This is a genomic window from Aminivibrio sp., from assembly GCF_016756745.1.
GTDB lineage: Bacteria > Synergistota > Synergistia > Synergistales > Aminobacteriaceae > Aminivibrio.
Window position 1 is genome coordinate 19,946 of sequence record NZ_JAESIH010000037.1, and the last position, 25,686, is coordinate 45,631.

At 54.7% G+C, this 25,686-nt stretch carries 23 protein-coding genes; 21 read left to right on the top strand and 2 right to left on the bottom strand.

Annotated features, from left to right (window positions below):
* Window positions 1–3 precede the first annotated feature (3 nt).
* From JMJ95_RS04380 to tpiA, 21 genes are all read left to right on the top strand, one after another.
* Entirely contained in the window at window positions 4–1,512 is a 1,509-nt protein-coding gene (locus tag JMJ95_RS04380; protein WP_290683026.1) for a UDP-N-acetylmuramoyl-L-alanyl-D-glutamate--2,6-diaminopimelate ligase, read from the top strand.
* Window positions 1,503–2,888 carry a UDP-N-acetylmuramoyl-tripeptide--D-alanyl-D-alanine ligase gene (murF, locus tag JMJ95_RS04385; protein WP_290683028.1) on the top strand — a complete coding sequence of 462 codons (1,386 nt, stop codon included), beginning with the start codon at window positions 1,503–1,505 and terminating at the stop codon, window positions 2,886–2,888. The genes JMJ95_RS04380 and murF overlap by 10 nt, the downstream gene beginning before the upstream one ends.
* Window positions 2,885–3,841, top strand: coding sequence for a phospho-N-acetylmuramoyl-pentapeptide-transferase (locus JMJ95_RS04390; protein ID WP_290683030.1), 957 nt, complete (start codon window positions 2,885–2,887; stop codon window positions 3,839–3,841). The genes murF and JMJ95_RS04390 overlap by 4 nt, the downstream gene beginning before the upstream one ends.
* A 29-nt stretch (window positions 3,842–3,870) precedes the next feature.
* A complete protein-coding gene (gene murD, locus JMJ95_RS04395; protein WP_290683032.1) occupies window positions 3,871–5,241 on the top strand; it encodes a UDP-N-acetylmuramoyl-L-alanine--D-glutamate ligase in 1,371 nt (456 codons plus the stop codon).
* Window positions 5,238–6,359, top strand: a complete 1,122-nt coding sequence (locus JMJ95_RS04400) for an FtsW/RodA/SpoVE family cell cycle protein (protein ID WP_290683034.1) — start codon at window positions 5,238–5,240, stop codon at window positions 6,357–6,359. The genes murD and JMJ95_RS04400 overlap by 4 nt, the downstream gene beginning before the upstream one ends.
* Window positions 6,356–7,450: a UDP-N-acetylglucosamine--N-acetylmuramyl-(pentapeptide) pyrophosphoryl-undecaprenol N-acetylglucosamine transferase gene (locus JMJ95_RS04405; RefSeq protein ID WP_290683036.1), complete on the top strand. Its 1,095-nt coding sequence runs from the start codon at window positions 6,356–6,358 to the stop codon at window positions 7,448–7,450. The genes JMJ95_RS04400 and JMJ95_RS04405 overlap by 4 nt, the downstream gene beginning before the upstream one ends.
* Window positions 7,451–7,490: 40 nt before the next feature.
* Complete coding sequence (gene murC / locus JMJ95_RS04410; protein WP_290683148.1) at window positions 7,491–8,864, top strand: UDP-N-acetylmuramate--L-alanine ligase; 1,374 nt, start codon at window positions 7,491–7,493, stop codon at window positions 8,862–8,864.
* Window positions 8,865–8,937: 73 nt separating this feature from the next.
* On the top strand, window positions 8,938–9,741 hold the full coding sequence (locus JMJ95_RS04415) for a hypothetical protein (RefSeq protein WP_290683038.1): 804 nt from the start codon (window positions 8,938–8,940) through the stop codon (window positions 9,739–9,741).
* Window positions 9,742–11,055: a cell division protein FtsA gene (gene ftsA, locus JMJ95_RS04420; protein WP_290683040.1), complete on the top strand. Its 1,314-nt coding sequence runs from the start codon at window positions 9,742–9,744 to the stop codon at window positions 11,053–11,055.
* A 32-nt stretch (window positions 11,056–11,087) separates the two neighbouring features.
* Window positions 11,088–12,239, top strand: a complete 1,152-nt coding sequence (gene ftsZ, locus JMJ95_RS04425; RefSeq protein WP_290683042.1) for a cell division protein FtsZ — start codon at window positions 11,088–11,090, stop codon at window positions 12,237–12,239.
* 187 nt (window positions 12,240–12,426) lie between these two features.
* Window positions 12,427–13,110: an SPOR domain-containing protein gene (locus tag JMJ95_RS04430; RefSeq protein ID WP_290683044.1), complete on the top strand. Its 684-nt coding sequence runs from the start codon at window positions 12,427–12,429 to the stop codon at window positions 13,108–13,110.
* Between the two features lie 29 nt (window positions 13,111–13,139).
* Window positions 13,140–14,369: a molybdopterin molybdotransferase MoeA gene (locus tag JMJ95_RS04435; protein WP_290683046.1), complete on the top strand. Its 1,230-nt coding sequence runs from the start codon at window positions 13,140–13,142 to the stop codon at window positions 14,367–14,369.
* Entirely contained in the window at window positions 14,357–16,285 is a 1,929-nt protein-coding gene (locus tag JMJ95_RS04440) for a substrate-binding domain-containing protein (protein ID WP_290683048.1), read from the top strand. Before JMJ95_RS04435 ends, JMJ95_RS04440 begins: the two co-directional genes overlap by 13 nt.
* A complete protein-coding gene (gene moaA / locus JMJ95_RS04445; RefSeq protein ID WP_290683050.1) occupies window positions 16,273–17,289 on the top strand; it encodes a GTP 3',8-cyclase MoaA in 1,017 nt (338 codons plus the stop codon). The genes JMJ95_RS04440 and moaA overlap by 13 nt, the downstream gene beginning before the upstream one ends.
* Before the next feature lie 3 nt (window positions 17,290–17,292).
* Window positions 17,293–17,826, top strand: a complete 534-nt coding sequence (gene moaC, locus JMJ95_RS04450; protein WP_290683052.1) for a cyclic pyranopterin monophosphate synthase MoaC — start codon at window positions 17,293–17,295, stop codon at window positions 17,824–17,826.
* Window positions 17,813–18,628: a MogA/MoaB family molybdenum cofactor biosynthesis protein gene (locus JMJ95_RS04455; protein WP_290683054.1), complete on the top strand. Its 816-nt coding sequence runs from the start codon at window positions 17,813–17,815 to the stop codon at window positions 18,626–18,628. The genes moaC and JMJ95_RS04455 overlap by 14 nt, the downstream gene beginning before the upstream one ends.
* A gap of 48 nt (window positions 18,629–18,676) precedes the next feature.
* A complete protein-coding gene (gene rapZ / locus JMJ95_RS04460; protein ID WP_290683056.1) occupies window positions 18,677–19,564 on the top strand; it encodes an RNase adapter RapZ in 888 nt (295 codons plus the stop codon).
* Between the two features lie 2 nt (window positions 19,565–19,566).
* Window positions 19,567–20,688, top strand: coding sequence for a uridine diphosphate-N-acetylglucosamine-binding protein YvcK (gene yvcK, locus JMJ95_RS04465; RefSeq protein WP_290683058.1), 1,122 nt, complete (start codon window positions 19,567–19,569; stop codon window positions 20,686–20,688).
* A gap of 5 nt (window positions 20,689–20,693) precedes the next feature.
* Window positions 20,694–21,620, top strand: coding sequence for a DNA-binding protein WhiA (gene whiA / locus JMJ95_RS04470; protein WP_290683060.1), 927 nt, complete (start codon window positions 20,694–20,696; stop codon window positions 21,618–21,620).
* 30 nt (window positions 21,621–21,650) lie between these two features.
* Window positions 21,651–22,844 (top strand): phosphoglycerate kinase, encoded by a 1,194-nt coding sequence (gene pgk / locus JMJ95_RS04475; protein WP_290683062.1) that lies wholly within the window; start codon window positions 21,651–21,653, stop codon window positions 22,842–22,844.
* A 26-nt stretch (window positions 22,845–22,870) separates the two neighbouring features.
* Complete coding sequence (tpiA, locus tag JMJ95_RS04480; protein WP_290683064.1) at window positions 22,871–23,650, top strand: triose-phosphate isomerase; 780 nt, start codon at window positions 22,871–22,873, stop codon at window positions 23,648–23,650.
* 351 nt (window positions 23,651–24,001) lie between these two features.
* On the opposite strand, the gene rsfS is transcribed toward tpiA, so the two are convergent.
* Window positions 24,002–24,358 carry a ribosome silencing factor gene (gene rsfS, locus JMJ95_RS04485; RefSeq protein WP_290683066.1) on the bottom strand — a complete coding sequence of 119 codons (357 nt, stop codon included), beginning with the start codon at window positions 24,356–24,358 and terminating at the stop codon, window positions 24,002–24,004.
* A gap of 47 nt (window positions 24,359–24,405) precedes the next feature.
* Window positions 24,406–25,686, bottom strand: coding sequence for an LCP family protein (locus tag JMJ95_RS04490; RefSeq protein ID WP_290683068.1), 1,281 nt, complete (start codon window positions 25,684–25,686; stop codon window positions 24,406–24,408).

Sequence of the window (25,686 nt, forward strand, 5' to 3'; positions counted from 1 at the left end):
CATATGCCGTTCTTGACAGCGGTACTGGATGAATTTGAAAAAAAACACGGTTCCTCACCGGTTGTCCGGAATCTTCCGTCAAATCCGCCTTTTTTGGAACAGGTCACGGGAGACAGCAGGGAAGCCGTTCCCGGATCAGTATTCTGCTGTGTCAGGGGAGAAAAAAAGGACGGGCTGGATTTTGCAGCTGCTGCTGTGGAAAAGGGGGCCTGCGTCCTTCTGACCGACAGGGAAATTCCTCTCTCTGTTCCCCAGCTGCTGACGACCGATGTGCGAAGGGATATGGGCAGACTTGCCTCTATCGTGTACGGCTGCCCCTCCTCAAAGATGAAAATGTTCGCTGTCACCGGAACCAACGGAAAGAGCACCACTACCTGGATGATACGGCATATCCTTCAGTCCCTGGGTATAAGGACCGGTCTTTTCGGAACCATTGTCTACAATGATGGAGCTGCAGAACGAGATGCAGGAAGAACCACACCGGAAAGCTATGAAATTCAGCGATCCCTGGCGTCCATGGTGAAGAACGGATGCGGAGCATGCGTCATGGAAGCGTCATCCCACGGTCTTTCCCTCGGAAGACTCGAAGGCTGCGCCTTCGACGGTGCCGTCTTCACGAATCTCAGCGAGGAACATCTGGATTATCATAAAACGCTTGAAGAGTATTTTCAGGCAAAAATTCGCCTTTTTTTCGATTATATGAAAGAGGGCTGGCACGGAGCTTCCAACATGGATGATCTCCACGGGAGAAGACTGCTTTCCGTTTTTCCAGGAAACCTCATTCCTTTCGGGCTCGGGGGAAACAGCTCGAAAGACGTCAGGGGCACCATTCTTTCCGCAGCGCCTTCAGGAAACGAATTTTCGGTTCGCCTGCCGGGAAAACAGGAAGAACTGAGATTTTTTCTTCCTCTTCCGGGACGGTTCAATGTGTATAATGCTCTGGGTTCGATTGCTCTTCTTCATTCTTTTGTGGATAACCCCGAAAAGTTGGCCGCAGCGCTCAAAACCATGCCCCAGGTCCCGGGAAGACTGGAGCGGTATTATCTTTCCAGCGGGGTTTGCGTGATCATTGACTTCGCCCATACCCCTACAGCCCTGGGAAATGTTCTTTCCGAACTTCGAAACATGTGCGCCGGAAAGCTGTGCGCCGTTTTCGGGCATGGGGGGGAGCGTTTCCAGCCGAACCGTTATTCCCTCGGCATGACCGCCGCCCGGTACTGCGACAGGATCGTCGTCACCATGGACAACCCGAGGAGCGAGGACCCGGGTAAAATCGCGGACCAGATTTACGACGGCATTCGTGCTTCCGAAAAGGAACCGGATACGGAAATAATTCTCGACCGGAAGGCGGCAATCAGACGAGCCCTTGACGGGGCTCGGGCAGGAGACGTCGTTGCAGTAACAGGGAAGGGACCGGAGAAATATCTTGTCATCGGAAATCAGACAATTCCCTATTCAGACAAGGAAACTGTCCTTGACTGGGTGCAGGAAAGAGGCTTGACATGGAAATGAACACTTTTTCTTTTATCGCTGAACTCGCAGGTTCCGAACTACGGGGCCCCGACGGGGTTTTCTCCGGAAGGTTCCTCGCCGACAGCAGGCTGGTCCGGAAAGGAGACGCCTTCGTGGCATTCCGGGGAGAAAACACCGATGGACACGCATTCATACCCGATGCAATTGCCCACGGAGCATCCCTGATCATCTGCGAAGATGACGGGAATATCCCTTTCTCTACCGCTTCGCTGAAGGTCAGCGACACGTACAAAGCCCTTCCCGCCATGGCGAAAAAACGGCTTGCCCTTCATGGGAAAAAGCTGCACATCATAGCAATTACCGGAAGCGTAGGCAAAACAACCACGAGGGACTATCTTGTCAGGTGCCTGAAGACCTCTTTCAGGGTCCATTCAGCGGAACACAGTTATAACACCCTCATCGGGTGTTCCATGACCATTCTTTCTCTTCCGGAAGATGCCGAGGTCCTCGTGCTCGAAATGGGCACCAACCACCCCGGTGAAATAGCGGAAATGGCCCGGTTCTTCCCTCCGACCACTTCCGTGATCACGGAAGTGGCTCCGGCCCACCTTGAGGGTTTCGGTTCTGTGGAGGGAGTGCTCGAGGCAAAGATGGAGATCGCCGGATCCCCGGCTCTCAAGTCCTTTTTCTACAACGGGGACAATCCTCTTCTGGCAGGGGCTGCCTCGCGGCTTCCGGCAGAAATTGCCAGGCTCTCCGCAGGAATGGAGGAGTGTGATTATCGCATTCTCGCCCCGATTTTCACCATCGAAGGAGGGGTTCCCGAACTGTCTTTTTCCCTTGCGATCCCCGGGGATGTCCTTCACGTAAAAGCCAGGGCTTTCGGGAAACATGCGGCCTATCCCCTGGCATTTGCCGCCGGGATAAGCACCCGGCTCGGTGTTCCCGGAGAAAAAGCCGTTGCGGCTCTCAGGGAGGCTCATTCCCTCGAAGGCAGGGGACGCATCAGAATCCTCGGTTCAGGCGCCTGCCTCATCGACGATTCCTACAATGCAAATCCGGCTTCCATGGCGTCGGTCTTGAGGGCAACTGCCGGCATCGAAAAACACCGGAAATTTGCGGTCGTCGGCGAAATGCTTGAGCTCGGGGAGAGAAGCGATGATTTCCACCGGGATCTGCTGCCTCTTCTCCGTTCTTTCGATACCGTCTGGCTTGTAGGGAAAACATGGGAAAGGATAGCCTCTTTTACCGGACCGGATGAAACACACCTTGTCCTTTGGAGCGACAGCCTTCAAAAGCTGGGAGACTGTCTCGGGAACGAACTGGGAGAAGGAGACGCCATCGTAATCAAGGGATCCCATGGCAACCGGCTCGACCGGCTTGTGGAAATCCTCTGCCGGGAGGCTTCATCATGAAGTTTGTTTTTATCTTTTCAGTGGTCATCATTCTCGAAATTTTCCTTCAGTCCAGGTGGATCAGCGGCCTGAACCGCCGGCAGGTTACTCTCGCCCAAAAGGTGTATGGCGTCAAAAGCCACATGGAAACCAAGTCGTCAACCCCTTCCATGGGAGGGCTCGTATTCATCGCTGCGGCTCTTGCGTCCATTCCCCTGGCCGGATGGTTTTCAGATGCTGTTCCGGGAGAACTGGCTTTTTTCTGGTTTTTCCCTTTCCTTTCCGCTGCGGTGGGATTTGCAGATGACTGGATTAAATTCAGCAAAAAGTCCAGTGAAGGGTTTCCGAGCCTGTACAAGCTCGGTGTCCAAATTCTCATCGTCCTTCCCTGGGTAATGTGGATTTCCCTTTCAAGGGGAATAAGCCTCTGGCCAGGGATCGTTCTTTCTCCCCGGCTTGCCGTTCCCATTGCAACCTTTCTTGCAATAGGGATGCTCAATGCGGTCAATGTGACCGACGGCCTTGACGGCCTTGCAGCCGGGACATGCGTCATCTCCATGGCAGGGGCCATTCTCTGGCTCCCTCTGCGGGGGTCCGCATTTTACGGCGCCGTCGCCGGCCTCGCCGTCTGCGCTGCTTTCCTCTGGCACAATGCCTATCCTGCGAAAGTTTTCATGGGTGACGTAGGATCCCACTTCATCGCCGGCCTTATCGTCAGCACGGCGATACACGGCGACTGCCTGATCGCCCTCATTCCCCTCGGATTTGTCTACGGGCTTGAGATTCTCTCGGTTTCCGCGCAGCTGACGGCAATTTACGGATTCAAAAAAAAGATATTTCTCATGAGCCCCATACACCACCATTTCGAACTGCTGGGCTGGAGAGAAAACCATATCGTCACAAGGTTCTGGCTGGTTCACGGAGCCGGGCTGGCCATCACGGCGGTCCTTCTTTCGTCATATTTCGGGAACTGACATTCCCAGGTCTTTAGAGGTGTATTGCCATGGAACCTGCACATGATCTTCAGGGGAAAAAAATCACCATCATAGGATCCGGAGTCAGCGGCAAAGGTCTGGCATCTCTTGCCGCCGGGCTGGGTGCGTCTGTTTTCGTGACGGAGAGGAAACACCTGGATGAAGATGCGCGGAATCTCTTCAGGAAAAAAGGCGTTGCTTGGGAGGAGGACGGTCATTCAGACCGTGCATGCGACGCCGACCTGGTTGTAGCAGGTTCGGGCATATCTCCTTCTGCTCCCGTGATTATCGAAGCCAGGAAAAAGGGGATACCGGTAACGGGGGAACTCGACTTTATTGCCCCGTTCCTTCGGGGGAAAGTGATAGGCGTAACGGGAAGCAACGGGAAAAGCACAACCACGGCCCTTCTTGGCCATATGCTCTCCCGAAAAGGGTTTGCTGTTTCCATCGCAGGAAACATCGGCACCTCCCTTGCTGACTCAGCTTTCAAAGAGTGGGATTATATCGTGGTGGAGCTGAGCAGTTTCCAGCTCTACTGGAATTCCTGCCTGTCCTGCTGTGTGGCTGTCGTGACCAACCTGGCTCCGGATCACATCGACTGGCACGGAAGCTACGAGGAGTATGTACGGGCAAAGGCAAGGATCATCACCACCCAGGGAGGGTCCGGCATGGTGATTGTCCAGGAAAGGGACCGGGCTGCGCTCGGCGTCGCATCCTCCGACGAACGCATCGTATGTTTCTCGTGGAAAGGGGAATTTCCCGACCGGTGCGAAAAGGCGATCCTTGCCGACGAAAACAGCAGGTCCGTGTATTTCCGAACCGGGAAGAACGAAGAGAAGCTTTTCGGGTTTGATGATCTTCCCCTCATCGGAAAGCACAACATCGAAAATGGTTCCATGGCGGCGGGTGTTCTTCATCTCCTCGGAGAGAACGGCATACCTGACCTTTTCTCGGGATTCGGCGGGCTGCCCCACAGGTGCGAAAAGGTCGCCCACATCGGCGGTCTTCTCTTCATTGACGACTCCAAGGGAACAAATGTAGCCTCCACGTGTACCGCTCTGACCTCCATTGAGGGGCCGAAGGCAATCATCCTGGGAGGGCAGGGAAAAGGCGAAGATTATGCCCCCCTGGCAGAAACGGTACGAAAAGAAGCGGCCGCGGCGGTGGTAATGGGGGAGGAGCGGGGGAAAATAGCGGATGCTCTCCGGCAGGCCGGATATGACCGAATTTTTGAAGCGGAAGGAATGGAAGATGCCGTGAAAAAGGCCGTTTCCGCCCTGTCGGGGAAAGGCGTGGTTCTTCTGTCTCCCGCATGCACCAGCTGGGACATGTACCCGAACTACAAGAAAAGGGGAGAACACTTCAAGAGCATCGTCCTCTCCCTGGAGAAACGGCTATGAGGGAAGAGACAGTCCTCCTGAGTGAATCCAGCGCACGGCGCCCCCAGGTGGATCCTTTCCTCTGGATCATCCCTCTGTTACTCGCCATTTTCGGGATCCTGATGATTTTTTCCCTGACATCCCACACGTCCCTGGAGGAGTACGGATCTCCCTTCACCCTCGGGATGAAGCAGGTTGAATGGCTGTTTGTCGGTATCGCTGGCATGATGGTGATGTACATGATTCCCTTGTCTTTTTGGAAAAAATACAGCGGTGCCATCTGGCTTTTTTCTCTTTTCCTTCTCGTTCTCACCCTTATCCCCGGGATAGGCATCAAGGCGGGTGGGGCGAGGCGGTGGATAGGTTTTGCCGGGCTCCGGTTCCAGCCGATCGAATTCCTGAACCTGGCCATTGCCGTGCATCTTTCGAGGCTCCTGAACTCGTCGGGAAAAAGGGGACTGTCGGCGTTCATTTCCATAACGGTTCCGGTTCTCTTCCTTTCGGTGGTCCCCCTTCTTTTCCAGCCGAATATCGGCGGAACCATCCTTATTTTTGCCCTTTCCATGGCAATTCATGTCCAGTGCAGAGGATGGAGCTGGCCATTTATCGCCGGTGCAGCGGGATTTCCTTTTTTCTTCATGTTCATCATCAGGGAGGGATACCGTCTCAGGAGATATATTGCCTTTCTCGATCCCTGGGAACAGCCCATGGACAGCGGTTTCCAGGTTATCCAGGGTCTCGTAGCCTTTTCCAACGGGGGTCTCTTCGGCGTAGGAGTGGGAAAGGGGCTTCAGAAACTGAATTACCTCCCCGCCGCCCACACAGACTACATCTTCGCAACCGTGGGAGAGGAGTTCGGCTTTATCGGCACCTTTTTTATCCTTTTTTTCTTCCTTATGTGGACAATACGCGCCTGTTCAGCCTACAAGAACGCTGAAGGTTTCCGGGCCACCCTTATCTGGGCCCTTACGGTTTCGGTGCTTATTCCCCTGTTCATCAATCTCGGAGGTGTGCTCAAGCTCATGCCTCTTACAGGCATTCCTCTTCCTTTCATAAGCTACGGAGGCAGCTCCCTGCTCTTTATGTGGGTGAAAATAGGCATCCTGATGAGAGTCTGCAGGGAGGTGTCCCTGTCATGACGAAATTATGCCTTGTCGCCGGAGGAACGGGGGGGCACATCTTCCCAGCTCTTGCCTTTGCGGAATGGCTCCTGGCCTCCGGCACAGATGTTACCCTTTCCTTCGTCTGCGGCTCCAGGCCCCTGGAAAAAGAAATTTACGCTTCCAAGGGGATTGTTCCCCTGTGCCTCCCCCTTTCGGGTTCTCCGTTCGGCGCGGCGGGCATTGGTTCCAGGATTCTCAGGTGGAAGGAAACCCTTTCATCATTCTTTGTCTTCAGAGATTTTTTACGAAAGGAGGAATGCGATTGCTGTCTTCTTTTCGGCGGCTACGTCTCCTTTGTACCGCTTCTTTCATGCCATCTTGGAGGTATCCCCCTTATCGTTCATGAACAGAATGCCGTGGCGGGAAAAGTGACCCGCCTCGCTTTCCGGCTGAAGAAAAAAATCGCCTCGGGATGGGGTGAGTGTCTTCCCTTCGCTGAAGGAACATATACTCCTACCGGAGTGCCTGTACGGTCTTTTTCTCCGCGGGATCCCGGAGAAGCCTGGCCCCGACTCGGAACAGGAAGAGCCTTTCCCCAAAAACCAATAATCGGTGTCCTGGGCGGTTCACTTATGAGCGAACGGCTGATACAATTATTGGGTTATGTGATAAGAGATGAGGTTTTGCAAAAATGTACTTTTCTTTTCCTGGGTGCATCGCAGCAAGTTCAAGCCGGTCTTTTTTCCGGGGATCGCCCGGAGAATGTGCTTTTCGTTGAGAAGCAGTGGGATATGACCGACTTTTTTTCCGTTATTGACGGAGCCGTAGCTCGGGGAGGGGCATCGACGCTTTCCGAGCTGATGCTTTGGGGAATTCCCACAGTCGTTGTTCCCTGGAAACAGGCTGCAGATAACCACCAGGAAAAAAATGCCGAATGTTTTGAAAGGATTGCCTCCGGAGAAATCTGGAGAGAAGACGAACCTCTGGAATTCTTGAAAGAGAAGATACTGCGCGTCCTTCGAAAGGCACAAAACGTCAGGAAAGAATTTTCGGAGGGAGATGAGTCTGAACGTTTATGGCGGCTGATCTCGTCCAGTATTGGAAGGGAGATTACGAATTTTGGATAATTACATTGCAAGCTTGAAGGGTATACGCCGGATTCATCTTATGGGCATCGGTGGCGCAGGGATGAGCGGACTTGCTCTTCTTCTCGCCGAACTTGGCTACGAGGTAAGCGGCTGTGACATGAGCCACACCACCTATGTCGACAAGGTTCTTAAAGAAGAAATCGCGGTTGTTCTCGGGCATGGAAAGGCCCACATGGATAAATTCCTTCCCGAGCTTCTCGTCTACAGCAGCGCGATCCCCGAGGAGAACGAGGAAATAACCGCAGCCAGGGAGCGAGGAATCGCCGTCGCCAAAAGGGGAGAGGTCCTCAGCTGGATTTTCGACTCCCGGTTCGGCATAGGGGTTGCAGGAACCCACGGCAAAACGACAACGTCTTCCATGATAGCCCTCATCCTGGAACAAGCCGGGCTTCATCCGACTCTCGCCATTGGCGGCGAGCTCTGCGACATCGGAGTAAACGCGAAACTCGGAGACGGTCCCTACATGGTTGCAGAACTCGACGAGAGCGACGGTTCCTTCGAGAAATTCCATCCCAACATTGCGGTAGTCACAAATGCCGACTGGGATCATGTCAATCATTACCCTACCTTCGAAAGCGTTCTCGAGGCGTTCAGCCGATTTACATCGAACCCCAAGGACGGAGGCCTTCTCGTGCTCTGCGGAGAGGACGCGGGGTTAGGGAAAATCATGGCGGCAGGGCCCCTTCCAAGGGAAGCGGTAACCTATGGATGGGGGATGGGATGGACCTGGGGAGCCTTCGACGTGAAGCACAAACACGGCGGCGGGACCAGTTTCTCCATTGCCCACAATGGTGTCCACATTGACGACATGGAACTCTCAGTCTCGGGAGACCATAATATTCTCAACGCTCTGGCCGCCTGTGCCGTCTCCCACACTCTGGGGATTCCCTTTACCATGATCAGGAAGACCCTGAAAGAATTCAAGGGAGCAAAAAGGCGCCTCCAGCATTTGGGACAGATCAACGGAGTCGAGGTCTATGACGATTACGGACACCACCCCAGAGAGATCGCGGCAACCCTAAGCGCCATCGGCAGGATGTTCCCGGAAAAAAGGCTTCTTGTCGCCTTCCAGCCGCACAGGTTCACCAGAACGCAGGCCCTGTACAGGGATTTCGCCTCAGTTCTCTCCACGGCTGACACGGTGTTCCTGCTGCCCGTCTACCAGGCGGACGAAGAGCCTATCGAGGGTGTTTCTTCTGCCCTTATCAATACCATTTTAAATGAAAAGAAAAACTCGAAGAGCGTCATGTGCCGTTCTCTCGAGGAAGCGGCCTCCGAGCTCGAGAAACAGAGTATGCCCGGGGACATTGTCCTGACCATCGGAGCCGGAGATATTTCAAACGTGGGTGAAATGTTCATGGAAAAGGCAAGAGCGGAGGTAGTCCACGCCTGACCGGTATGAAGAACACCGCCGGAAGGGTGTGCTTACGTCCGCCGTTTTTCTCTGCCGCAGGGATAGCGATTTCATGGGAAAATTCCTTTTTTTTCTTCTCGCATGTTCCATGCTCTTCGGAGCAGCCATATCCTACGAGGAGTATAGTCAGTTTCTGAGCCTTGACAGCATATCAGTTCAGACAGGGGCTCCCGAGGCAGAATCGCTGTTCTGGAAAAACCTGGGGCCTGCGGAATTGCGCTACTGGCCGATTTTTTTCTTCAAATCAGCCGACCTGAAGAAAAAGATGGAATCGGAGGCACCACTCGTTTTTTCTTTGCGCAGGGAAAATGTCTCTGATTTCTTTGTCGAACTCGAACCTTTACAACCCTGGCTCAGACTTCGCTGGAAGGAGAAAGATTTTTTCCTCTCCCGTGACGGGCGCATCTGGGAATCCGATCATCCCCTGAACAGTAAATTCCCGGGAATCAGATCGCCTTCCATACCTCCATTTCTTCTTTCAGAAGCCCTTCCTTCTCCGGCAGTCGTTCCGGGAGAAGGGATCGTGGTGACCTCCACAGTTCTCCCCGTTTCTTTATTTGCCGAATGGGTCAGCGGTCTTGAAACAAGCGGCTGGATGTCTCATACTCGTGAAGTGGAAATTTCCAGAAGAGAAGGAAACTACCTTCTCCGTCTGAATCTGAATAACAGGGACAGGACCGTGCGGATCCTCATCCGGGGTGACCAGGCACGGTGGAAAGAAATATCCTCCGCCGTCTCGCAGATTCTTCACCAGTTACAATTTTCCGGTGGAGACCTTATAATAGATACCACTTACACCGACAGAATCATTGTCCGTAATGTGGCCGGCGGCGGTCAGGAAGGGAGCGGGAGATAAGTGTACAAAGAGCCGGAAATTCTCGTCGGGCTGGACCTCGGCACGAGCAAAATCGCCGTTGTAGTGGCGGAAAGAGATTCCCGTTTCCAGGAAGCTCAGATAATCGGTGTCGGGTTCGCTCCGTCTCAGGGAATACGAAAAGGCCTGATCATTAACCTGGAACAGGCGGTCCGCTCTGTACGCCAAGCGGTAAAGGACGCGGAAAACATGGTGGGTTTCGAAATTTCGGAAGCTACCGTCTCGTTCAGCGGCATAGACGTGGCATCAGTAACGTCCAGGGGAATGATCTCCCTGGGCAGGACTCCCCGCCAGGTATCCATCTCGGATGTGGAAAGAGTTATCGAAGCGGCCCAGAGTGAGCTTTCCATTCCTTCAAACAGGGTTACCCTTCATACCATTCCGGTAAAATATTCCATTGACGGAAATTCGGGAATTGACGACCCTCTCGGCATGACGGGGATCCGGCTTGAAATGGAACTGCAGTCGGTAATAATTCCCACAACGGTGGTCCAGAATATAATAAACTGTGTCGAAACCGCCGGGGTGGAGGTTAACGGACTGGTCATCAAATCCCTTGCCAGTGCCCTCGGGGCACTGACCGACGAAGAAACGAGGGCTGGGGTTATTTCTCTTTGTATAGGCGGCGGAACCACGGGTGTCGCCCTCTATACAGACGGCCGCCCGGTCAAGCTGTCCATCATCCCCATCGGCGGGGATCATATAACCAATGACCTGGCCTACGTGATGAAAATTCCCATAAGCAAGGCGGAGGAGATCAAGAAAATGGTCTCTCTTTCCCCTGATGACGAAGAGCAGGAACTGGACGTCGACGTCAGAGGAAGAACAAAAACCTTCAACGTTCACGAAGCCTCCGAAGTGGTAAACTGCAGGCTGGAGGAGCTTTTCGGGGAACATGTACTCCACCAGCTTTCCGAATACACGATGCATATATTCCCAGCAGGGGTCGTTCTTTCGGGGGGCGTGGCCAAAACGCCGGGAATCGAACTATTCGCTTCCGAGCTTCTTAATCTTCCCGTCCGGATCGCCGAACCCCTTGACATGTACCAGATGCCTCCGGGAAGGAATGACTGTGAATATACTACAGCAGCGGGGATCGTGCGGTATATGACCAGCAAGGAAAGAAATCCGTACCGTTTCATCGAGACCCCCGTGTCCCAGCTTCGCTCAGGCTCTTCCATTATTTCGCCGGGGCTTACAGGGACAAAACAGCCCAGAAAACAGGGCAGTTCCCAGGGTGAAGGACTTCGTGGTCTTATGGAATACCTGAAAAAATCTGTCAAAGAGCTTTTCTAGAGCCGCATTCCGCAATTGGGGAGGACAAGAAAATGGAACACGTATTTCAGGTTAATGATACTCCGAGACCCCACCGGGAGGAAATCAAGGTCATCGGCGTCGGCGGCGGCGGCGGAAACGCCCTGAATCACATCATCAGGAGCGGAGTGTCAGGAGTCCACTTTATCTCCGCCAATACAGACGTGGGAGCTCTTCAGCTTTCCCAGGCCACGACGAAAATAACTCTTGGAGAAAAGCTGACCAAGGGACTGGGAGCGGGCTCCGACCCCGAAGTGGGGTTGAACAGCGCAAAGGAATCTATTGACAAGATACGGGAAGTGGTCACGGGAGCCGACATGGTGTTTCTTACCGCAGGCATGGGAGGCGGCACCGGAACCGGAGCGTCGCCCATCATCGCGGAAGTAGCGAAAGAAGCGGGAGCGCTCGTTGTCGCTGTTGTTACCTTTCCCTTCTCCTTCGAGATGAACCGCCGGAGAAAACAGGCCATGACGGGTATAGCCACCCTCAAGGAAAAAGTGGACGCCCTTCTCGTGGTCGAAAATGACCGCCTTCTTGAACTGACTGACGAAAAAACAAAGCATGCCGATGCCTACCGTCTCGCAGACGAAGTTCTCCGTCAGGCAGTTCAGGGGGTTACCGACCTTATTCTGAAACCCAGCCTTATCAATGTGGACTTTGCCGACGTGAGGACAGTGATGCAGAACGCAGGGTCCGCCATCATGGGGATCGGCTCGGGAGAAGGGGAGAACCGGGCGGAAATCGCCGCGAAGACCGCGATTAAGTCTCCGCTCATGTCCATCCCCATGAAGGGCGCGAAAGGAATTCTCTTTAATATTACAGGAGGGTCGGATCTCGGGATTCATGAAATCCGAAAAGCGGCACAGATCATCACGGAAACGGCGGATGAAGATGCGATCGTCATTTGGGGTCACACGGTCTCCGAGGAAATGTCCGACAAAATACAGATAACGGTCATCGCTACCGGTTTTTCCTCGGAAAAGGAAAGAAAGACGGTCACCAATTTTCCCAAGACAGCCCCGAAGACGAAAACTGCCGGAGTAGTGCTCGAGGAAACTGAAGTGCTCCCGGCCCAGGATGAAGACCTGTTTACCATGAGCGGAGTCCCGAAGAACCCTTACGATATTCCGTCAATCCTCCGCAAAAGCCGGAAGAACGGGAAATAACCCCGTTTTCTGTACAATCCTTTTAATGGATTCCTCTGACCGGAATATCCTGTTCGTTCAAACATGCTGAAGGCAGGAGTCTTGAAAAGGATTCCTGCCTTTTGTTTCGGGATTGTTGTTTCTCAGGAACAGGCGAAGTTCGGACTTTTTCTGTTCCAGCCGCTCTACAGGCAAAGGAGGGATTTGAATGTCCACGAGAGAGAGCAGAAGACTCAAGGAAAAACGCTCCATGATTCCTTTCGGGGATATCATGCTCCCGGTCATCGGCCTGGTGGCTGTCGGGCTTCTGATAGTAGGCGTGAAACTTTTTTTCCTGTCGGGACCCAAAACACCAGGGTATTCACCCGTTGCTCCCACGGTGCCGGCAGCTGCACGACAGGAAACACCACAACAACCTTCTTCGCGCGGCAAGGCGGCGACACCTTCCCGGCCCCCTGCCACCGATAACCAGGCCGTTCTGGCTGCTCCCGTAGGATCCAGCCGGCCTGTCGTCTTCGTTCCGGAAGGAGCCGGAACGAAGAGTTCCCCGGTGGCGGCGCCTCCTTCGGCCCAGCCAGCGCCGAAGGCTCCTCCCGCATCTTCGTCCAAACCTTCCGCAAAGCAGCCTGCAGTCCAGAGCCCGGCACCTTCGGCCGCCAAGAGCAGATGGGGGGTTCAAATCGGCTCATTCACCGCACGGGAGGGGGCAGAAACGGTCAGGCAGCAGGCAGCCAAGGCCGGTTTTTCTTCTGTCATCACAGCGGCCCTGGTCAATGGAAAAACTTACTTCAGAGTCACTGTGCCTGCAGGAAACGACAGAAAGGCAGCGGACAATCTGGCCGATAAACTGACAAAAGCCGGATTTCCGGTATTCGTCGTCGGCATGCGCTGACCCTGATCGCCCAAGGAGCATAATTTATCGTGGCCGGTTTTGTCGAAGCCCTCACCCCAAGAGAAACAGCGCTTGATCATGTTTCAGCCGTCCTTCGCTTTCCCTGGAAGGGGGAGGAGGTTCCCGTGCCTGTGGAATCCTGTTCCGGCCGGATTAGCAGACCTTTGATCGCGGACGAGAACTTTCCGCCCTTCCCGAGAAGCACCAGGGACGGGTATGCCGTCGTAAGCGCCGACTGTCTTGGCGCCGCCCCCGGCAGCCCCGCCTACCTGACCCTTGCAGGTGAAATACCCATGGGCTCTGCTCCTTCCCTTTCAATCCGCAGGGGAGAGTGCGCCCTTATTCATACCGGGGGTATCCTGCCCGACGGAGCGGATGCTGTCGTGATGGTGGAGGATACGGAAAACGCCGGAAACTGGATAGAGGTGAAAAAGGCCGTCCAAAGGGCGGAAAATACCGTCCAGGCGGGCGAAGAGTTTTCTGTTGGGGATACCCTGCTGAAAGCCGGGCAGAAGCTTGACTTCAGAACTGCCGGTCTTCTTGCAATGGCCGGCGTCAGAGAGGCCGCCACGGCAAGGCTGACGGTGGGAATAATCAGCACGGGAGACGAGATAGCGCCTCCCGAAACAGTCACGCTTCCTGCAGGCAAGGTTAGAGACGTGAATGCCTCCATGCTCTCGGCCCTCCTCATCGGAGAAGGCCACTCCGTCAGGAATTACGGAATAGCTGAAGACACGAGAGACGCTCTCGCCGCTTTCGTCAGGGAGGCACTCCGTGAATGCGACGTGGTCGCGATCAGCGGCGGCTCATCGGTCAGCATGAGAGATCATTGCTCGTCCATTCTCGAAGACCTTCCTCCTCCGGGACTTCTGGTCAGGGGGATTCTCATGTCACCCGGCAAACCTACCCTGATTGCGGGTACGGAGGATAACAGAAAACTTGTACTCGGCCTTCCGGGACACCCTTTTTCATGTTTCATTTCGGCGTACACAGTCCTTATCCCCCTTCTGAACGCTCTTCTCCTGGGGAAACCGGCGGGACCGTGGAAGCGGGTTCTCGTTCCGGTACAGGAACCGGTGTTCGGTCATACAGGTATCGAAGAATTTATCCCCTGCGTTCTGAGAAACGGCAGAGCCTTCCCCTTTCCCGTAAAATCCTCTTTTTCGAAAGCTCTGGCCGAGGCGGACGGATTGTTCAGGCTTTCCGCATCCCATGAAACCATCAGACAGGGGGAGGAGGCGGAAATTTGGCTCTGGTAGAAAAGGAAACGATGCATATCAGCCTTTCGAAAGCGTGGGAAATACTCAAGAGAAAATGCCGACAGCTCCCCGGGGAGACTGTCTCGGTTCACGAATCCCTGGGACGAACCCTTGCGGAGGACGTGACCGCAAGCAGAAACGTTCCCCATTACAATGCGTCGGCCATGGACGGCTATGCCCTTTCATCGGTCCTGACGGCCGGCGCCACCCCTTCGTCTCCCGTATTTCTTCCTTCGGGAGAATACGAATGGGTTAATACGGGGAGCGAGGTATCTCCCCGTTTCGACAGTGTTGTGATGATCGAGGACACCACTCTTGACAAAACGACTGGAACCCTTACGGTCGTCTCATCCCTCGTGGCGGGAGAAAACGTCCGCCCCCTCGGAGAGGACGTTTTTCTCGGACAGGTCATCGCCAGGGAAGGCGACAGGGTGACGCCCGCCCTCTGTTCCCTCCTGGCGACCGCGGGAGTGAAAAACCTCAGGACACTGGCCTTGCCGAAAAGTCTCTACATCCCGACCGGTGATGAAATCATTCCGCTGGAAGAATGGCTTGATCTGGAAAACCCTCCCCCGGGAAAGGTGGGGGAGAGCAATTCCATGCTGGTCAAGGGCTATTTCCGAAACTGGGGTTTTTCTGTGGAAATCGCCCCATGTATCCCCGACGACCCGGATATTTTACTGACCTTCCTCGAGGAAAAAAGAAAAACGTATGATCTTATCCTCATCGGGGCAGGTTCTGCAAAGGGTGAGCGGGATCACACCTTTTCCGTACTGCAGAGCCTTGGACAACCTCTCTTCAGGTGGCTTCTCATGAAGCCGGGCCGGCCGGCCTCGGTGGCCGATCTGGGCGGATGCCTCGCCGTCAACCTGCCGGGCTTTCCCATGTCCAACGCAGTCATTCTCTGGTCCGTTGTTTTCCCTGTCCTCCAGCTGCTTCACTGCGGGAAGTTCGACGAAAAGACCATCCTTCCTGCTGCAATTGGGGCGACCGGAACCGAAGAAGTTACCCTGCTTTCATCCTATTCATCATCCTACGGGAAAGAAGAATGGGTGCGTTTCAAGTGCGTGGAAATCGACGGCGAAAAAAAAGCCTACGCCCTTCCGTCAGGTGCCGGTGCCCTGTGGTCTCTTTCCGAAACCGACGGGCTTTCTCTCCTCCCCCTGGAAACAGCGGAAAGATCGAAGGGCTCAACGGTGAACCTCTGGCTCCTCAGAGATATCAGGTGGAAGGAAAGAATTCTGTTTCAGGGTTCCAATGACCCGGCGTTCGAGAGAATTGCTACCTTCGTCAAAAAAAAGGGCGGAGAGGTGATCTTTCGTTCAGTGGGCAGTCTCGGAGGGCTTGCCGCCCTCTCGCGGAGAGAGTGCCACACTGCCGCATGTCATTTGCTCGACACGGAAACAGGTGACTACAACACGTCCTACATTGAAAGAATGTTCGGACCGCAGGCTGATGCTCTCCTTGCCCGCCGTCCCGTGTTCTACCGGCAGCAGGGCATCATGGTGCGGAAGGGAAACCCCAAGGGAATCCGCTCCGTTTCCGATCTCGGGAGAGAAGATGTGGTGATGGTGAACCGTCAGCCCGGTGCAGGCACGAGAGTCCTTCTCGATTTTCTTTTCCGTATGGAGAATATCGACCCCGGGAATGTGCGCGGCTACGAAAACTGCAGCACCACCCATTTCGACGCTGGGAACAAGGTCCTGAGAGGGTTCGCCGACGCAGCGGCGGGAATAAAATCTGTCGCCGACGCTCTCGGCCTTGATTTTCTTCCTCTTGCGGAGGAACCTTACGAACTCGTTTATTTTAGGAGCATGGAGAACCACCCGGGAATAGCCGCTCTTCTGGAGTCGCTGTGTGATGAAGGATGGAGAGCCATGGTGGACCGCATGGGAGGTTACAGATGGCCGGAATAATTCAGGATTCTTTCGGACGGGTGCTTGATTACGTCCGGATTTCGATAACGGACAGGTGCAATTTCCGCTGCATTTACTGCATGCCCGCCGACGGCATTGAATGGATACCCCACGGGAACATTCTCTCCTACGAGGATTTGCTTTTTCTGTGCCGCGCACTGACGGACCTCGGCGTCCGAAAAATACGGTTCACCGGGGGGGAACCCTTCGTGAGAAAAGGTTTCGTACCCTTTCTTGAATCGGTGAAAGAGGCCTATCCCAACCTCAGGATAGCAGTCACGACAAACGGTTCTCTTCTGGAAAAATGGGCTGAAAGAATCGCCCGTCTCGGCCTCGATTCGCTGAACGTAAGCCTTGATACGCTGGATCATGCCAAATTTCTCGAAACCACCAGGACAGGAGATCTGGAGAGAGTCCTCCGGGGGATCGATGCCGTCAGGCAGTCCGGCGGTGTTCCTCTCAAGCTGAATTCGGTTGTCATGCGGAACTTCAACCTCGACGAGATACCGGCCCTGGTAGGGTTCGCAGCGGAAAAGGGGGCAACCATCAGGTTTATTGAATTCATGCCGCTGGACAAGGATGTATGGTCCCAGTCCCAGTTTGTTCCCGCAGAGGAAATTCTTTCCCGGCTTCCGGACCCGGCACTGTGGAGGAGCTGCCCCCCGAGGGACAACAGGTCGGAAATATGCGGTCCCTCACGGTATTTTCAAAACAGCGCCACCGGACGGATGGTGGGCATCATTTCCGCTGTTTCAGACCATTTCTGCCATCTCTGCAACCGCCTCAGAGTGACGTCTACCGGCGTCATGCGCCCTTGTCTTTTCGGCAACTTCGGCTTTTCCCTGTTTGAAGCCCTTCGCGGCAAGGATTCCGAAGCGCTGCGGGAGGGAATTATGAAGGCCGTTTCAAGAAAACCCCAAAGAGGAGAGACAGGCATTCCTTCACCGGAAGAGGGGCGGAATTCTCTTCAGGAAGAACGGCACATGTCCCAGATCGGAGGATAACCCATGACGAATGACGGATCATTCAGGCAGGACCAACCTTCCTTTTCCCATCTTGACGACGAGGGAAGACCTCGGATGGTTGATGTGAGCTGGAAGCCGGAAACTCTTCGTACCGCTTCGGCTGAAGGTTGGATAATCCTTGACCGGGCAGTGTGCGAACAGCTGGCTGCCGACGGATATTCCAAAAAGGGAGATGTCCTCAAAATTGCGGAGACCGCAGGCATCATGGCGGTGAAAAAAACACCGGAACTCATTCCCCTCTGCCACGGCATCCGTATAGAAAGAGCGGAAGTGCAATGTCTCTTCATGGAAGAAAGGGGCCGGATCAGGATCACCTGTACCGTCGCTGCGAGGGACGTCACGGGTGTCGAAATGGAAGCCCTCACGGGCGTGTCCGTTGCCGCTCTCACGGTGTATGATATGTGCAAGGGCGTTTCCAAGAACATGGTCATCGAAGGAATCCGCCTTCTGAAAAAAACAGGCGGAAAGAGCGGCACCTACATCGCGGAGGGGATGGACGGCAATGCGGATTCTTGAAATACTGGAAAAGGAACGGGGAGAACTCTTCGTCCATACTCTCTGCTATGTCGGCATCAATGCGACAGGGAGAACATCATTCAACGGATCGGAGAAAGACCTCTTCCTCCTTCCTCCGGGCGGTTTCCCATCTCTTCCCGACGGCTCGGCCGGCTTCGTCCTGTCCGTCGGCGAATTCCCCGAAGAGTTCTTCTTTTCCGCCGGTGAAGCGCTTTTTCGGGCTGTACCATCCTCCATGCCCTTTCCGATGCTTCGGGGAGAGAGGGGCGGTTTTCTTACCGTTTCATTGCGGGCCATTTTTCTCCAGCCGCTCAGAACGGGCGTTCTGACTGTAAGCGACAAGGGGAGCCGGGGAGAAAGAGAGGACACGTCAGGTCCAGCCCTGGTCGAACGGCTGAGGGGAATCGGCTGCGACACGACCGAAACGGCTGTCGTTCCCGACGAACATGAATCTATTGTGACGGTCTTGAAAGACTGGGCCGACTCCAAAGACCTCCACCTGATACTGTGCACCGGGGGAACCGGTTTTTCCCGAAGAGACGTCACCCCCGAGGCCCTGGAGGCTGTCGCCGGAAGAAAGGTCCCCGGAATAGGAGAGGCGATGCGGCTGGCTTCCCTCAGGATAACGCCGAAAGCCATACTGAGCAGAGGCAACGCCGTCATCCGGGGGGAGACCCTCATAATATCCCTCCCTGGAAGCGCAAAGGCCGCCACGGAATGTTTCGACGCCGTAGCGGCGGCACTGAGACACGGCGTTGAAATTCTCAGGGGCTGGGATGGAGAATGCGGGTCTCCTTCATAAGAAAACGATCCTTCAGGTTTCCTGAAGAAGGGGAACGGAGGCAGTTTCATGGACAGTGAATTCCAGGGCGTGAAAAAATGCGTCATTCTCACAGGAATGTCCGGCGCGGGAAAATCGACAGCCCTGAAGGTACTTGAAGACCAGGGAATGTTCGCCATCGACAATATACCCCCGGCGCTGCTATCCCAGCTGATGGTCATCCTGGGGAAGCACCGTGCGGCAGTGAGAAACGGTGTGGCGGCCGTTGTGGACGTACGGGGCGACACCCTTCTCGACGATTTTCCGGCGGCAGTCACGGCTCTGAAGACCCAGATCCCTGAGGTCAGGATTCTTTTCCTCGACGCTTCGGATAAGGCTTTGCTTGCCCGTTTCGAAGCGACCCGGCGGCGACACCCTCTGCATGATGAAGGCACTTTTCTTGACGGTATTTCCAGGGAACGAATCCGGCTGAAGCCGATTCTTGAACTTTCCGACACGGTTCTGGACACCTCGGGCCTTTCTCTTCCCCACATCAGGAAAAAACTCCTTTCCGAAGTGTGCGGTCCCTCTTCCCAGGACTTTCTCATTTTTACCTCCTTCGGCTTCAAGTACGGACCTCCTGCGGACTGCGACTTCCTCTTCGATGTCCGTTTCCTATCCAACCCTTACTATGTGCCGGAACTCCAGAATCTCTCCGGACAGGACAGGAAAGTCCAGGATCACATCTGGAATTCCGGAGAAGCTGAGGAATTCTGGAAAAGACTTGTTTCTTTTCTCGAGCACGTGATTCCGTTGTATCTCGGTACGGGGAAGTCCCACCTTCACATCGGGGTAGGCTGTACGGGAGGCCGCCACAGGTCGGTAGCCGTTGCCGAAAGACTTGCCGCCCATTTCAGGCATTACGGCAGTACATGCTCCCTACGGCACAGGGATATCTCCAGAGAACAGGGCTGGTGATCATGAACAGCATACTGGCCTACATCCTCGGATTAGTGACGGCCCTGATTATGGCCGTTCTGCTGCGCTTCAGGGAACGGTCGGAATTTCCCTCATTCTACGGCTCATCGAGAAAAAAAAAGGCTGCCATTTCAAGGGCCGTGGAATACAGGCTCTCCATGGGCCCCTATGTGGCAGCCCTCGGCGGCGGAACGGGCCTTTCAACCCTCCTGCGAGGACTCAAGAGCTTTACCAGGAATATCGTTGCGGTCGTCACCGTCACCGATGAGGGAGGAAGCTCGGGAAGGCTGCGGGAGGAATGGGGAGTCCTTCCGCCTGGAGATGTCAGGAACTGCATCGTGGCGCTGGCTGAAAACGACAGCGCCCTGAGGCGTCTTCTCGATTTCCGTTTCGACAGGGGGGCCCTTGCCGGTCACAGCCTTGGAAACCTCATGCTTCTGGCCATATCGGAGCAGTATGGTGACTTCCGCCGGGCGGTCGAAGAGATGAACAATCTTCTCGCCATACGGGGAAGAGTCCTCCCCGTGACAACGGAGGCCGTATCTCTCGTCGCTGAAACCGCAGGTGGGGAGAGAATCAGGGGGGAACTTTCCATTTCCGAGCACGGGAGCGAGATCAGGAAAATCTGGCTCGAGCCCCTCGATGCCCGTCCTGTCGCTGACGTTCTGAGGGCCATTGAGGAAGCGGAAATAATCGCCCTTGGACCGGGAAGCCTTTTCACCAGCGTCATCCCGAACCTCCTCGTTTCAAAGGTAGCGGAACGACTGAGAAACACCGCCGTCCCGAAGGTGTACATCTGCAATCTCATGACCCAGCCGGGGGAGACGGACGGCTTTTCTCTTGCCGATCACGTCGGGTGGATAGCGTCAACCATGGGCATACCCCCTGATTATGTCATCGCCAATACCGGCAAAATTCCTCCCCATATCATGGAAAAGTACGGAAAGGAGGGAGCGGTTCCCCTTGTGGCAACTGACAGGGACAGGGAAAAACTGGAAGACATGGGTTGCCTTCTCCTTGAAGGCAATTTCGTGCAGATCATCGACGGTTCCCTTCTCAGGCATGACGGACAGGCCCTCTCCCATCTCCTGATCCGTCTTTGCCGTGAACTGAAAGAGGATTGATCTCCTTGGCCAACCTCAATATCGGGAAGACGCTGTCTTCTTTCATGTGGGATGAATGGCTGACAGCCCCGCCGAAGAACAGGGCAGAGGCCGTCAGGGAAATCCGCGGCATACTCCAGGGAATGGCCGCTTCCGGAGGCAGTGAAAGCGAGTTACGGCTTTCAAGCGGCAGACTGTGGATTTTCCGCAGACTGATCAGGCTGTGGGGAGAAGGGGAACTTGGCTTCATCCACGATTTCCCATCCCTCCTGAACATTCCCCGATCCCTCAAGGGGAAGGTATTTCTCCGCCTTCCTGAAAGGCTCACATTTCTGCGCCACGACCGGACGGAGGAGATGGCGGGCTTCGACAGGAAGCGGCCTGACTGGCTTCGCGGACTGTGGGGAAGCTGCGGAGCCCTCTACATACCCAGAAGCGGCTATTACCTAAGTTTCAGGATTCCCTCCAGGGAAACGGAACACACTGCGGCCGCCATGCTGAAAAAATGCGGCTTCTCTTTCGGCCGGAGGTATATACAGGGCAAGCATGAAATCACCCTCCGCAACCAGGAGGAAATCGTCACCCTCCTCGCGGGTTTCGGCCTTGTGAAAACGTCGCTCCGCATGGAGGAAAAGGCCATTGTCCGTTCCATGAGAAACAGAGCCAATATGCTGGTAAACTGCGACTCTTCGAATATCCGCAAGTCCCTCGATGCCGCCACGAAGCAGCTTGAAATCGCCCGGGCAGCTGTTTCGGCACCCGGCTTCGAATCCCTGCCGGAAGTGCTCAAAAATCTTGTAAAATCAAGGGTCGCCAATCCAAGCGTGACCCTCGAGGAACTGGGCAAAATGCAGTCTCCTCCCATCAGTAAAAGTACAGTTCTGTACCGCTGGAAAAAACTCGAACAGGTAATGGGTCCAGCTTCAGTGAGCGGCAAAAGGAACACAAAATGAACACCAGATAACGAAGGAGGAAGATATTCCATGAAACTGCGTGTTTTTTCTCACCAAGATGTTGCAGAAAAAAAAGTATTGCTCCGGGTCGATTTCAACGTTCCTCTCAAAAACGGAGAAGTAGGGGACATCACGAGGATTCTGGCTCACAGAGATACCATTTCAGCGCTTCTGAAAGCAAACGCCAGGGTAGCACTCTGCTCTCACCTCGGCAGGCCGAAGGGAAAAAGAGTGGCTGAAATGTCCCTCTCCCACGTTGCGCCCGTAGCGGAAAAGGTGCTGAATCATCCTGTGAGTTTCTGCGGCGAGTGCATCGGACCGGAGGTAGAAACAGCCCTTGCCTCCCTTGCGCCTGGAACCCTTCTGCTGCTGGAAAACCTCCGGTATCATCCGGAAGAACAGGAGAACGACGCCAAGTTCGCCAAATCCCTGTCGGCCCCCTTTGACGTCTTCGTCATGGACGCCTTCAGCGCCTCCCACAGGGCAGACGCCTCCACGAGCGCCATCATGGACATTCTTCCCTCCTTTGCCGGTTTTCTGCTCGAAAGGGAGGTCAACATGCTCACGGCAGTGATCGAGAATCCGAAAAAACCCTTTGTTCTCATCCTCGGGGGTGCGAAAGTCTCCGACAAAATCGGGGTGGTGGAGCATCTCATGGACAAGGCGACGTCGATCCTTATCGGTGGAGGTATGGCCTTTACTTTTCTGAAGGCCGGCGGAGCCAATATCGGGCGGTCCCTTTTCGAGGCCGAGAAGGTCGATTTTGCTCTTGAAATGATGGAAAAAGCCGCCCGGAGGGGTGTCGAAATACTCCTTCCCGTCGACGTGGTCGCCGGCGCTTCCCTCGACATGACCCAGGGAGAGCGGATCGTTCCTGCCGACGAGATTCCTGAGGGACTCATGGGACTCGACATTGGTCCGAAGACGGCGGAGCTCTTCGCTGCAAGGGCGGAGGCAGCCAAAACAGTTCTCTGGAACGGTCCCATGGGGGTATTCGAAAATCCACTCTTTGCCGGGGGAACTCGGATTGTGTCGAAAGGTGTCGCCAAGTGCACAAAAAACGGCGGTCTTACGGTTGTCGGCGGAGGTGATACCGCTTCCGCGGCGAAACAGCTCGGATTCGACCAGGAAGTATCCCATGTGTCCACCGGCGGGGGAGCGAGTCTTGAATTCTGCGAAGGCAGACAGCTTCCAGGAATACTACCGCTGCTGGCGGACAAGTAAAAAATTATTTCACGAGGAGACCGGACATGAAAAAAATCTATCTCTACGGAAACTGGAAGATGAACATGCTCCCCGAAGAGGGGGAGGCATTTTGCCGTTCCCTGGCGGACCGGATAAGCGGAAGCATGCTGTATGGAAGCGATCTCGTGCACATCTGCCTTTTCCCCCCCTACCTGACGATCCCGTCCGTCCTGAAGGCACTCACGGAAGTCCCCGTATCGACAGGGGCCCAGGATGGTTATTTCGAGGACAGAGGAGCGTTCACCGGTGCCGTGTCCATGGATATGGTCCGATCCGCCGGCTGCTCTCACGTCCTCGTGGGTCATAGTGAACGTCGTCACATATTTGGAGAAAGCGATGAAATCGTGGCAAAAAAACTCAGGAAGGCCCTGGACGTAGGCCTGAAGGCTGTCCTTTGTTTTGGGGAAACCCTCGAGGAACGGGAAGACGGGGAAACGATCCAGGTGGTACAAAATCAGCTTCGTTCAGCCTTTCAGTCCGTACCTGGGGAACATGCCCAGGACCTCATCCTTGCCTACGAACCGGTTTGGGCTATCGGAACGGGGAAAAACGCAAGCCCTGATGACGCCCAAGATGTCTGTGCCTTTGCGGCAAAACTGGCCTTTGAGGCTTTCGGCGGCGGGTCACGGATTCCTGTGCTGTACGGAGGAAGCGTCAAGGATTCGAATGCGGGGGATCTTCTTTCAAGGCCTGATATTCACGGTGCGCTGGTGGGCGGTGCGTCCCTGAAAGTGGACTCTTTTTTGGCCATTTACGAAAACTACAGAAAAATCTCTGAAGGATAAAGCATCGGCCCGGAAATCCATACAACGTAACATAAGATATATTATAGGACATTATCTTCTTCGATAAAAACGCACCCCCGGGAAAAATCCGGCGGCCCGGCAATCCGCACCCCAGCGGAAATGTCGCCGGGGACGGGACCGCTTGGGCCGGGGGTGCAGATTGCCGGGGAGTGACAACGGCTCAAACGAGTCCCGCGGATCCCTGCGTTCGCCCGTGTCGGTTTCTCCTCCCCTCAGGGGATAATCTCTTCACCCCTGCTGGGGAGGGCGCCTTCACCTTATGCGCCCGGCAATCCCCTCCCTAGGGGTGAAAAATGTGCGGAGGGAGGGCGACTGCGTTTGGTTGTTATTTCAGTCTTCGTAGGTAAAGTGAAAGGTCGGTGCGTCTCCCCACAGTTTTTCCAGCTTGTAATGGTCTCTTCCGGCCCTGCTGAAGATATGAACCACCACGTCGCCCGCATCTATAAGACGCCACCGGGAACTGTCATATCCTTCCACCGTGGACTGGAGACCTTTTGAATGTAATGCCTCGAGAGCCGCATCCCTGAGGGTGCCCATATGGATTTCAGAATTGGCCGTGACAAGTACGAATGTATCCGAAATGGCGGCCGCTCCCTCCATATCCATGGCCACGATATCGAGCCCCCTTTTGTCAGCAAGGGCGTTGTACAGGTATTCAAATTCCCTGAGACGGTTTCCGTTTTTCAATCTTTCACCTTCTCCTTTTTGTTTATGCAGACGATGTTTGTCCTGCCTTACTGACGGGCAAGGCCGCCAAGCCGCTGCAGCACTTTTTCGCTGTCCTTCCCGATGATGATTGTAACATGGGGCACGGCGGAACTCTTTGAAATAAGGTTCCTGCCCACACCCGCTATTTCTCCGAGTGCCTGGGCTGTCTTCTGGACCGCCTCGGCCCCTTTTTCAGGTACCTGGATACTGGTCGTCCGGTAATCAAAATGTTTTGCGTTCCCTATGTGCACCACGTCGACGCCGATTTTCTGGAGCGCTGTGGCGACTTCCTTTCCGAGTCCTGACACACCTGCCCCGTTGAGCACGGAAATAGGTGTGGTCACCGATGCTATAAGGGATTCGACATCAACGGCCCTGTCCGGAGAGGAAACTTGCTGCCCCATCGGATCCTGGCCGCCGGAAGAGGTTTCCCCGGTCTGTTTTTCGGGAAGCCCGGTGAGCATGGCGGAAGCCTCAGTAGTGTCCCCTATCCAGTAGCTGAGGTTTGAAATATATGCGGCTTTTCCAGGAAGAGTAAAGAAATGAAGATCCTCTCCGGACAGGTCGGCCAGGTAGGAAGCAAGCTGCAGAGCTTGGGCCGGGGTCATGTCCGAGTTCAGCATTTCAACGGCTTTCTGGGCAAGTTCGGGAATCTTTGGTATCATGGCGGGTGTCTGGAGCTTTTTCAGGACCGCCTTTAGGAATTCCTGCTGCCGTTTTACCCTTCCGATATCTCCCAGGGCGTCATGGCGAAAACGAACATAGTGAAGGGCTGTTTTTCCGTCAAGCTTCTGGAGTCCCTTCGGGATGTTAATGAAAAGCTTTCCGGCGTAATCGTTGTAGACCATTCGTCGTTCCACGTCCACTTCCACGCCGCCGATGAGATCAATGATGGAAGGAAAGGTATCATAGTTCACCAGGACATAGTAGTTTACGGGAAGGCCCAAAAAGTTGACCACGGTTTCCCGAAGCTTTTCCACACCGCCGTAGGCGTAAGCGTGATTGATCTTGTCCCAGCCCTTTCCGGGGATCTGGACCCGGGTATCCCTCGGTATCGACATTACCCTGACGATCTTGCGGTCGATATCGATGGCGGCAAAGGCGATGGCATCGGCCCGCCTTCCTCCGTCCACGTCATCGATCCCTATGAGAAGTATGTTTACCGTTCCGGAAGCCTCCGTGAATGATATGGATTCCTTGATGGTCTGCGGTTTCGGATCGACGAAGGTCCTGACACGCATGGCCGCTCCCGCGAATGCGGCTGAAACGGCAAGCAGAAGGATGGCGGCGATTTTCAGTATTTTCAT

Bases quoted from the DNA above. Each gene is read 5' to 3' on its own strand.
- pgk (WP_290683062.1), top strand. From the start codon at position 21,651: ATGAAACTGCGTGTTTTTTCTCACCAAGATGTTGCAGAAAAAAAAGTA.
- JMJ95_RS04455 (WP_290683054.1), top strand. From the start codon at position 17,813: ATGCGGATTCTTGAAATACTGGAAAAGGAACGGGGAGAACTCTTCGTC.
- murC (WP_290683148.1), top strand. From the start codon at position 7,491: ATGGGCATCGGTGGCGCAGGGATGAGCGGACTTGCTCTTCTTCTCGCC.
- yvcK (WP_290683058.1), top strand. From the start codon at position 19,567: ATGAACAGCATACTGGCCTACATCCTCGGATTAGTGACGGCCCTGATT.
- murF (WP_290683028.1), top strand. From the start codon at position 1,503: ATGGAAATGAACACTTTTTCTTTTATCGCTGAACTCGCAGGTTCCGAA.
- ftsZ (WP_290683042.1), top strand. From the start codon at position 11,088: ATGGAACACGTATTTCAGGTTAATGATACTCCGAGACCCCACCGGGAG.
- JMJ95_RS04490 (WP_290683068.1), bottom strand. From the start codon at position 25,686: ATGAAAATACTGAAAATCGCCGCCATCCTTCTGCTTGCCGTTTCAGCC.
- JMJ95_RS04390 (WP_290683030.1), top strand. From the start codon at position 2,885: ATGAAGTTTGTTTTTATCTTTTCAGTGGTCATCATTCTCGAAATTTTC.
- moaA (WP_290683050.1), top strand. From the start codon at position 16,273: ATGGCCGGAATAATTCAGGATTCTTTCGGACGGGTGCTTGATTACGTC.
- moaC (WP_290683052.1), top strand. From the start codon at position 17,293: ATGACGAATGACGGATCATTCAGGCAGGACCAACCTTCCTTTTCCCAT.
- rapZ (WP_290683056.1), top strand. From the start codon at position 18,677: ATGGACAGTGAATTCCAGGGCGTGAAAAAATGCGTCATTCTCACAGGA.
- JMJ95_RS04380 (WP_290683026.1), top strand. From the start codon at position 4: ATGCCGTTCTTGACAGCGGTACTGGATGAATTTGAAAAAAAACACGGT.
- murD (WP_290683032.1), top strand. From the start codon at position 3,871: ATGGAACCTGCACATGATCTTCAGGGGAAAAAAATCACCATCATAGGA.
- JMJ95_RS04415 (WP_290683038.1), top strand. From the start codon at position 8,938: ATGGGAAAATTCCTTTTTTTTCTTCTCGCATGTTCCATGCTCTTCGGA.
- JMJ95_RS04430 (WP_290683044.1), top strand. From the start codon at position 12,427: ATGTCCACGAGAGAGAGCAGAAGACTCAAGGAAAAACGCTCCATGATT.
- tpiA (WP_290683064.1), top strand. From the start codon at position 22,871: ATGAAAAAAATCTATCTCTACGGAAACTGGAAGATGAACATGCTCCCC.
- JMJ95_RS04400 (WP_290683034.1), top strand. From the start codon at position 5,238: ATGAGGGAAGAGACAGTCCTCCTGAGTGAATCCAGCGCACGGCGCCCC.
- JMJ95_RS04405 (WP_290683036.1), top strand. From the start codon at position 6,356: ATGACGAAATTATGCCTTGTCGCCGGAGGAACGGGGGGGCACATCTTC.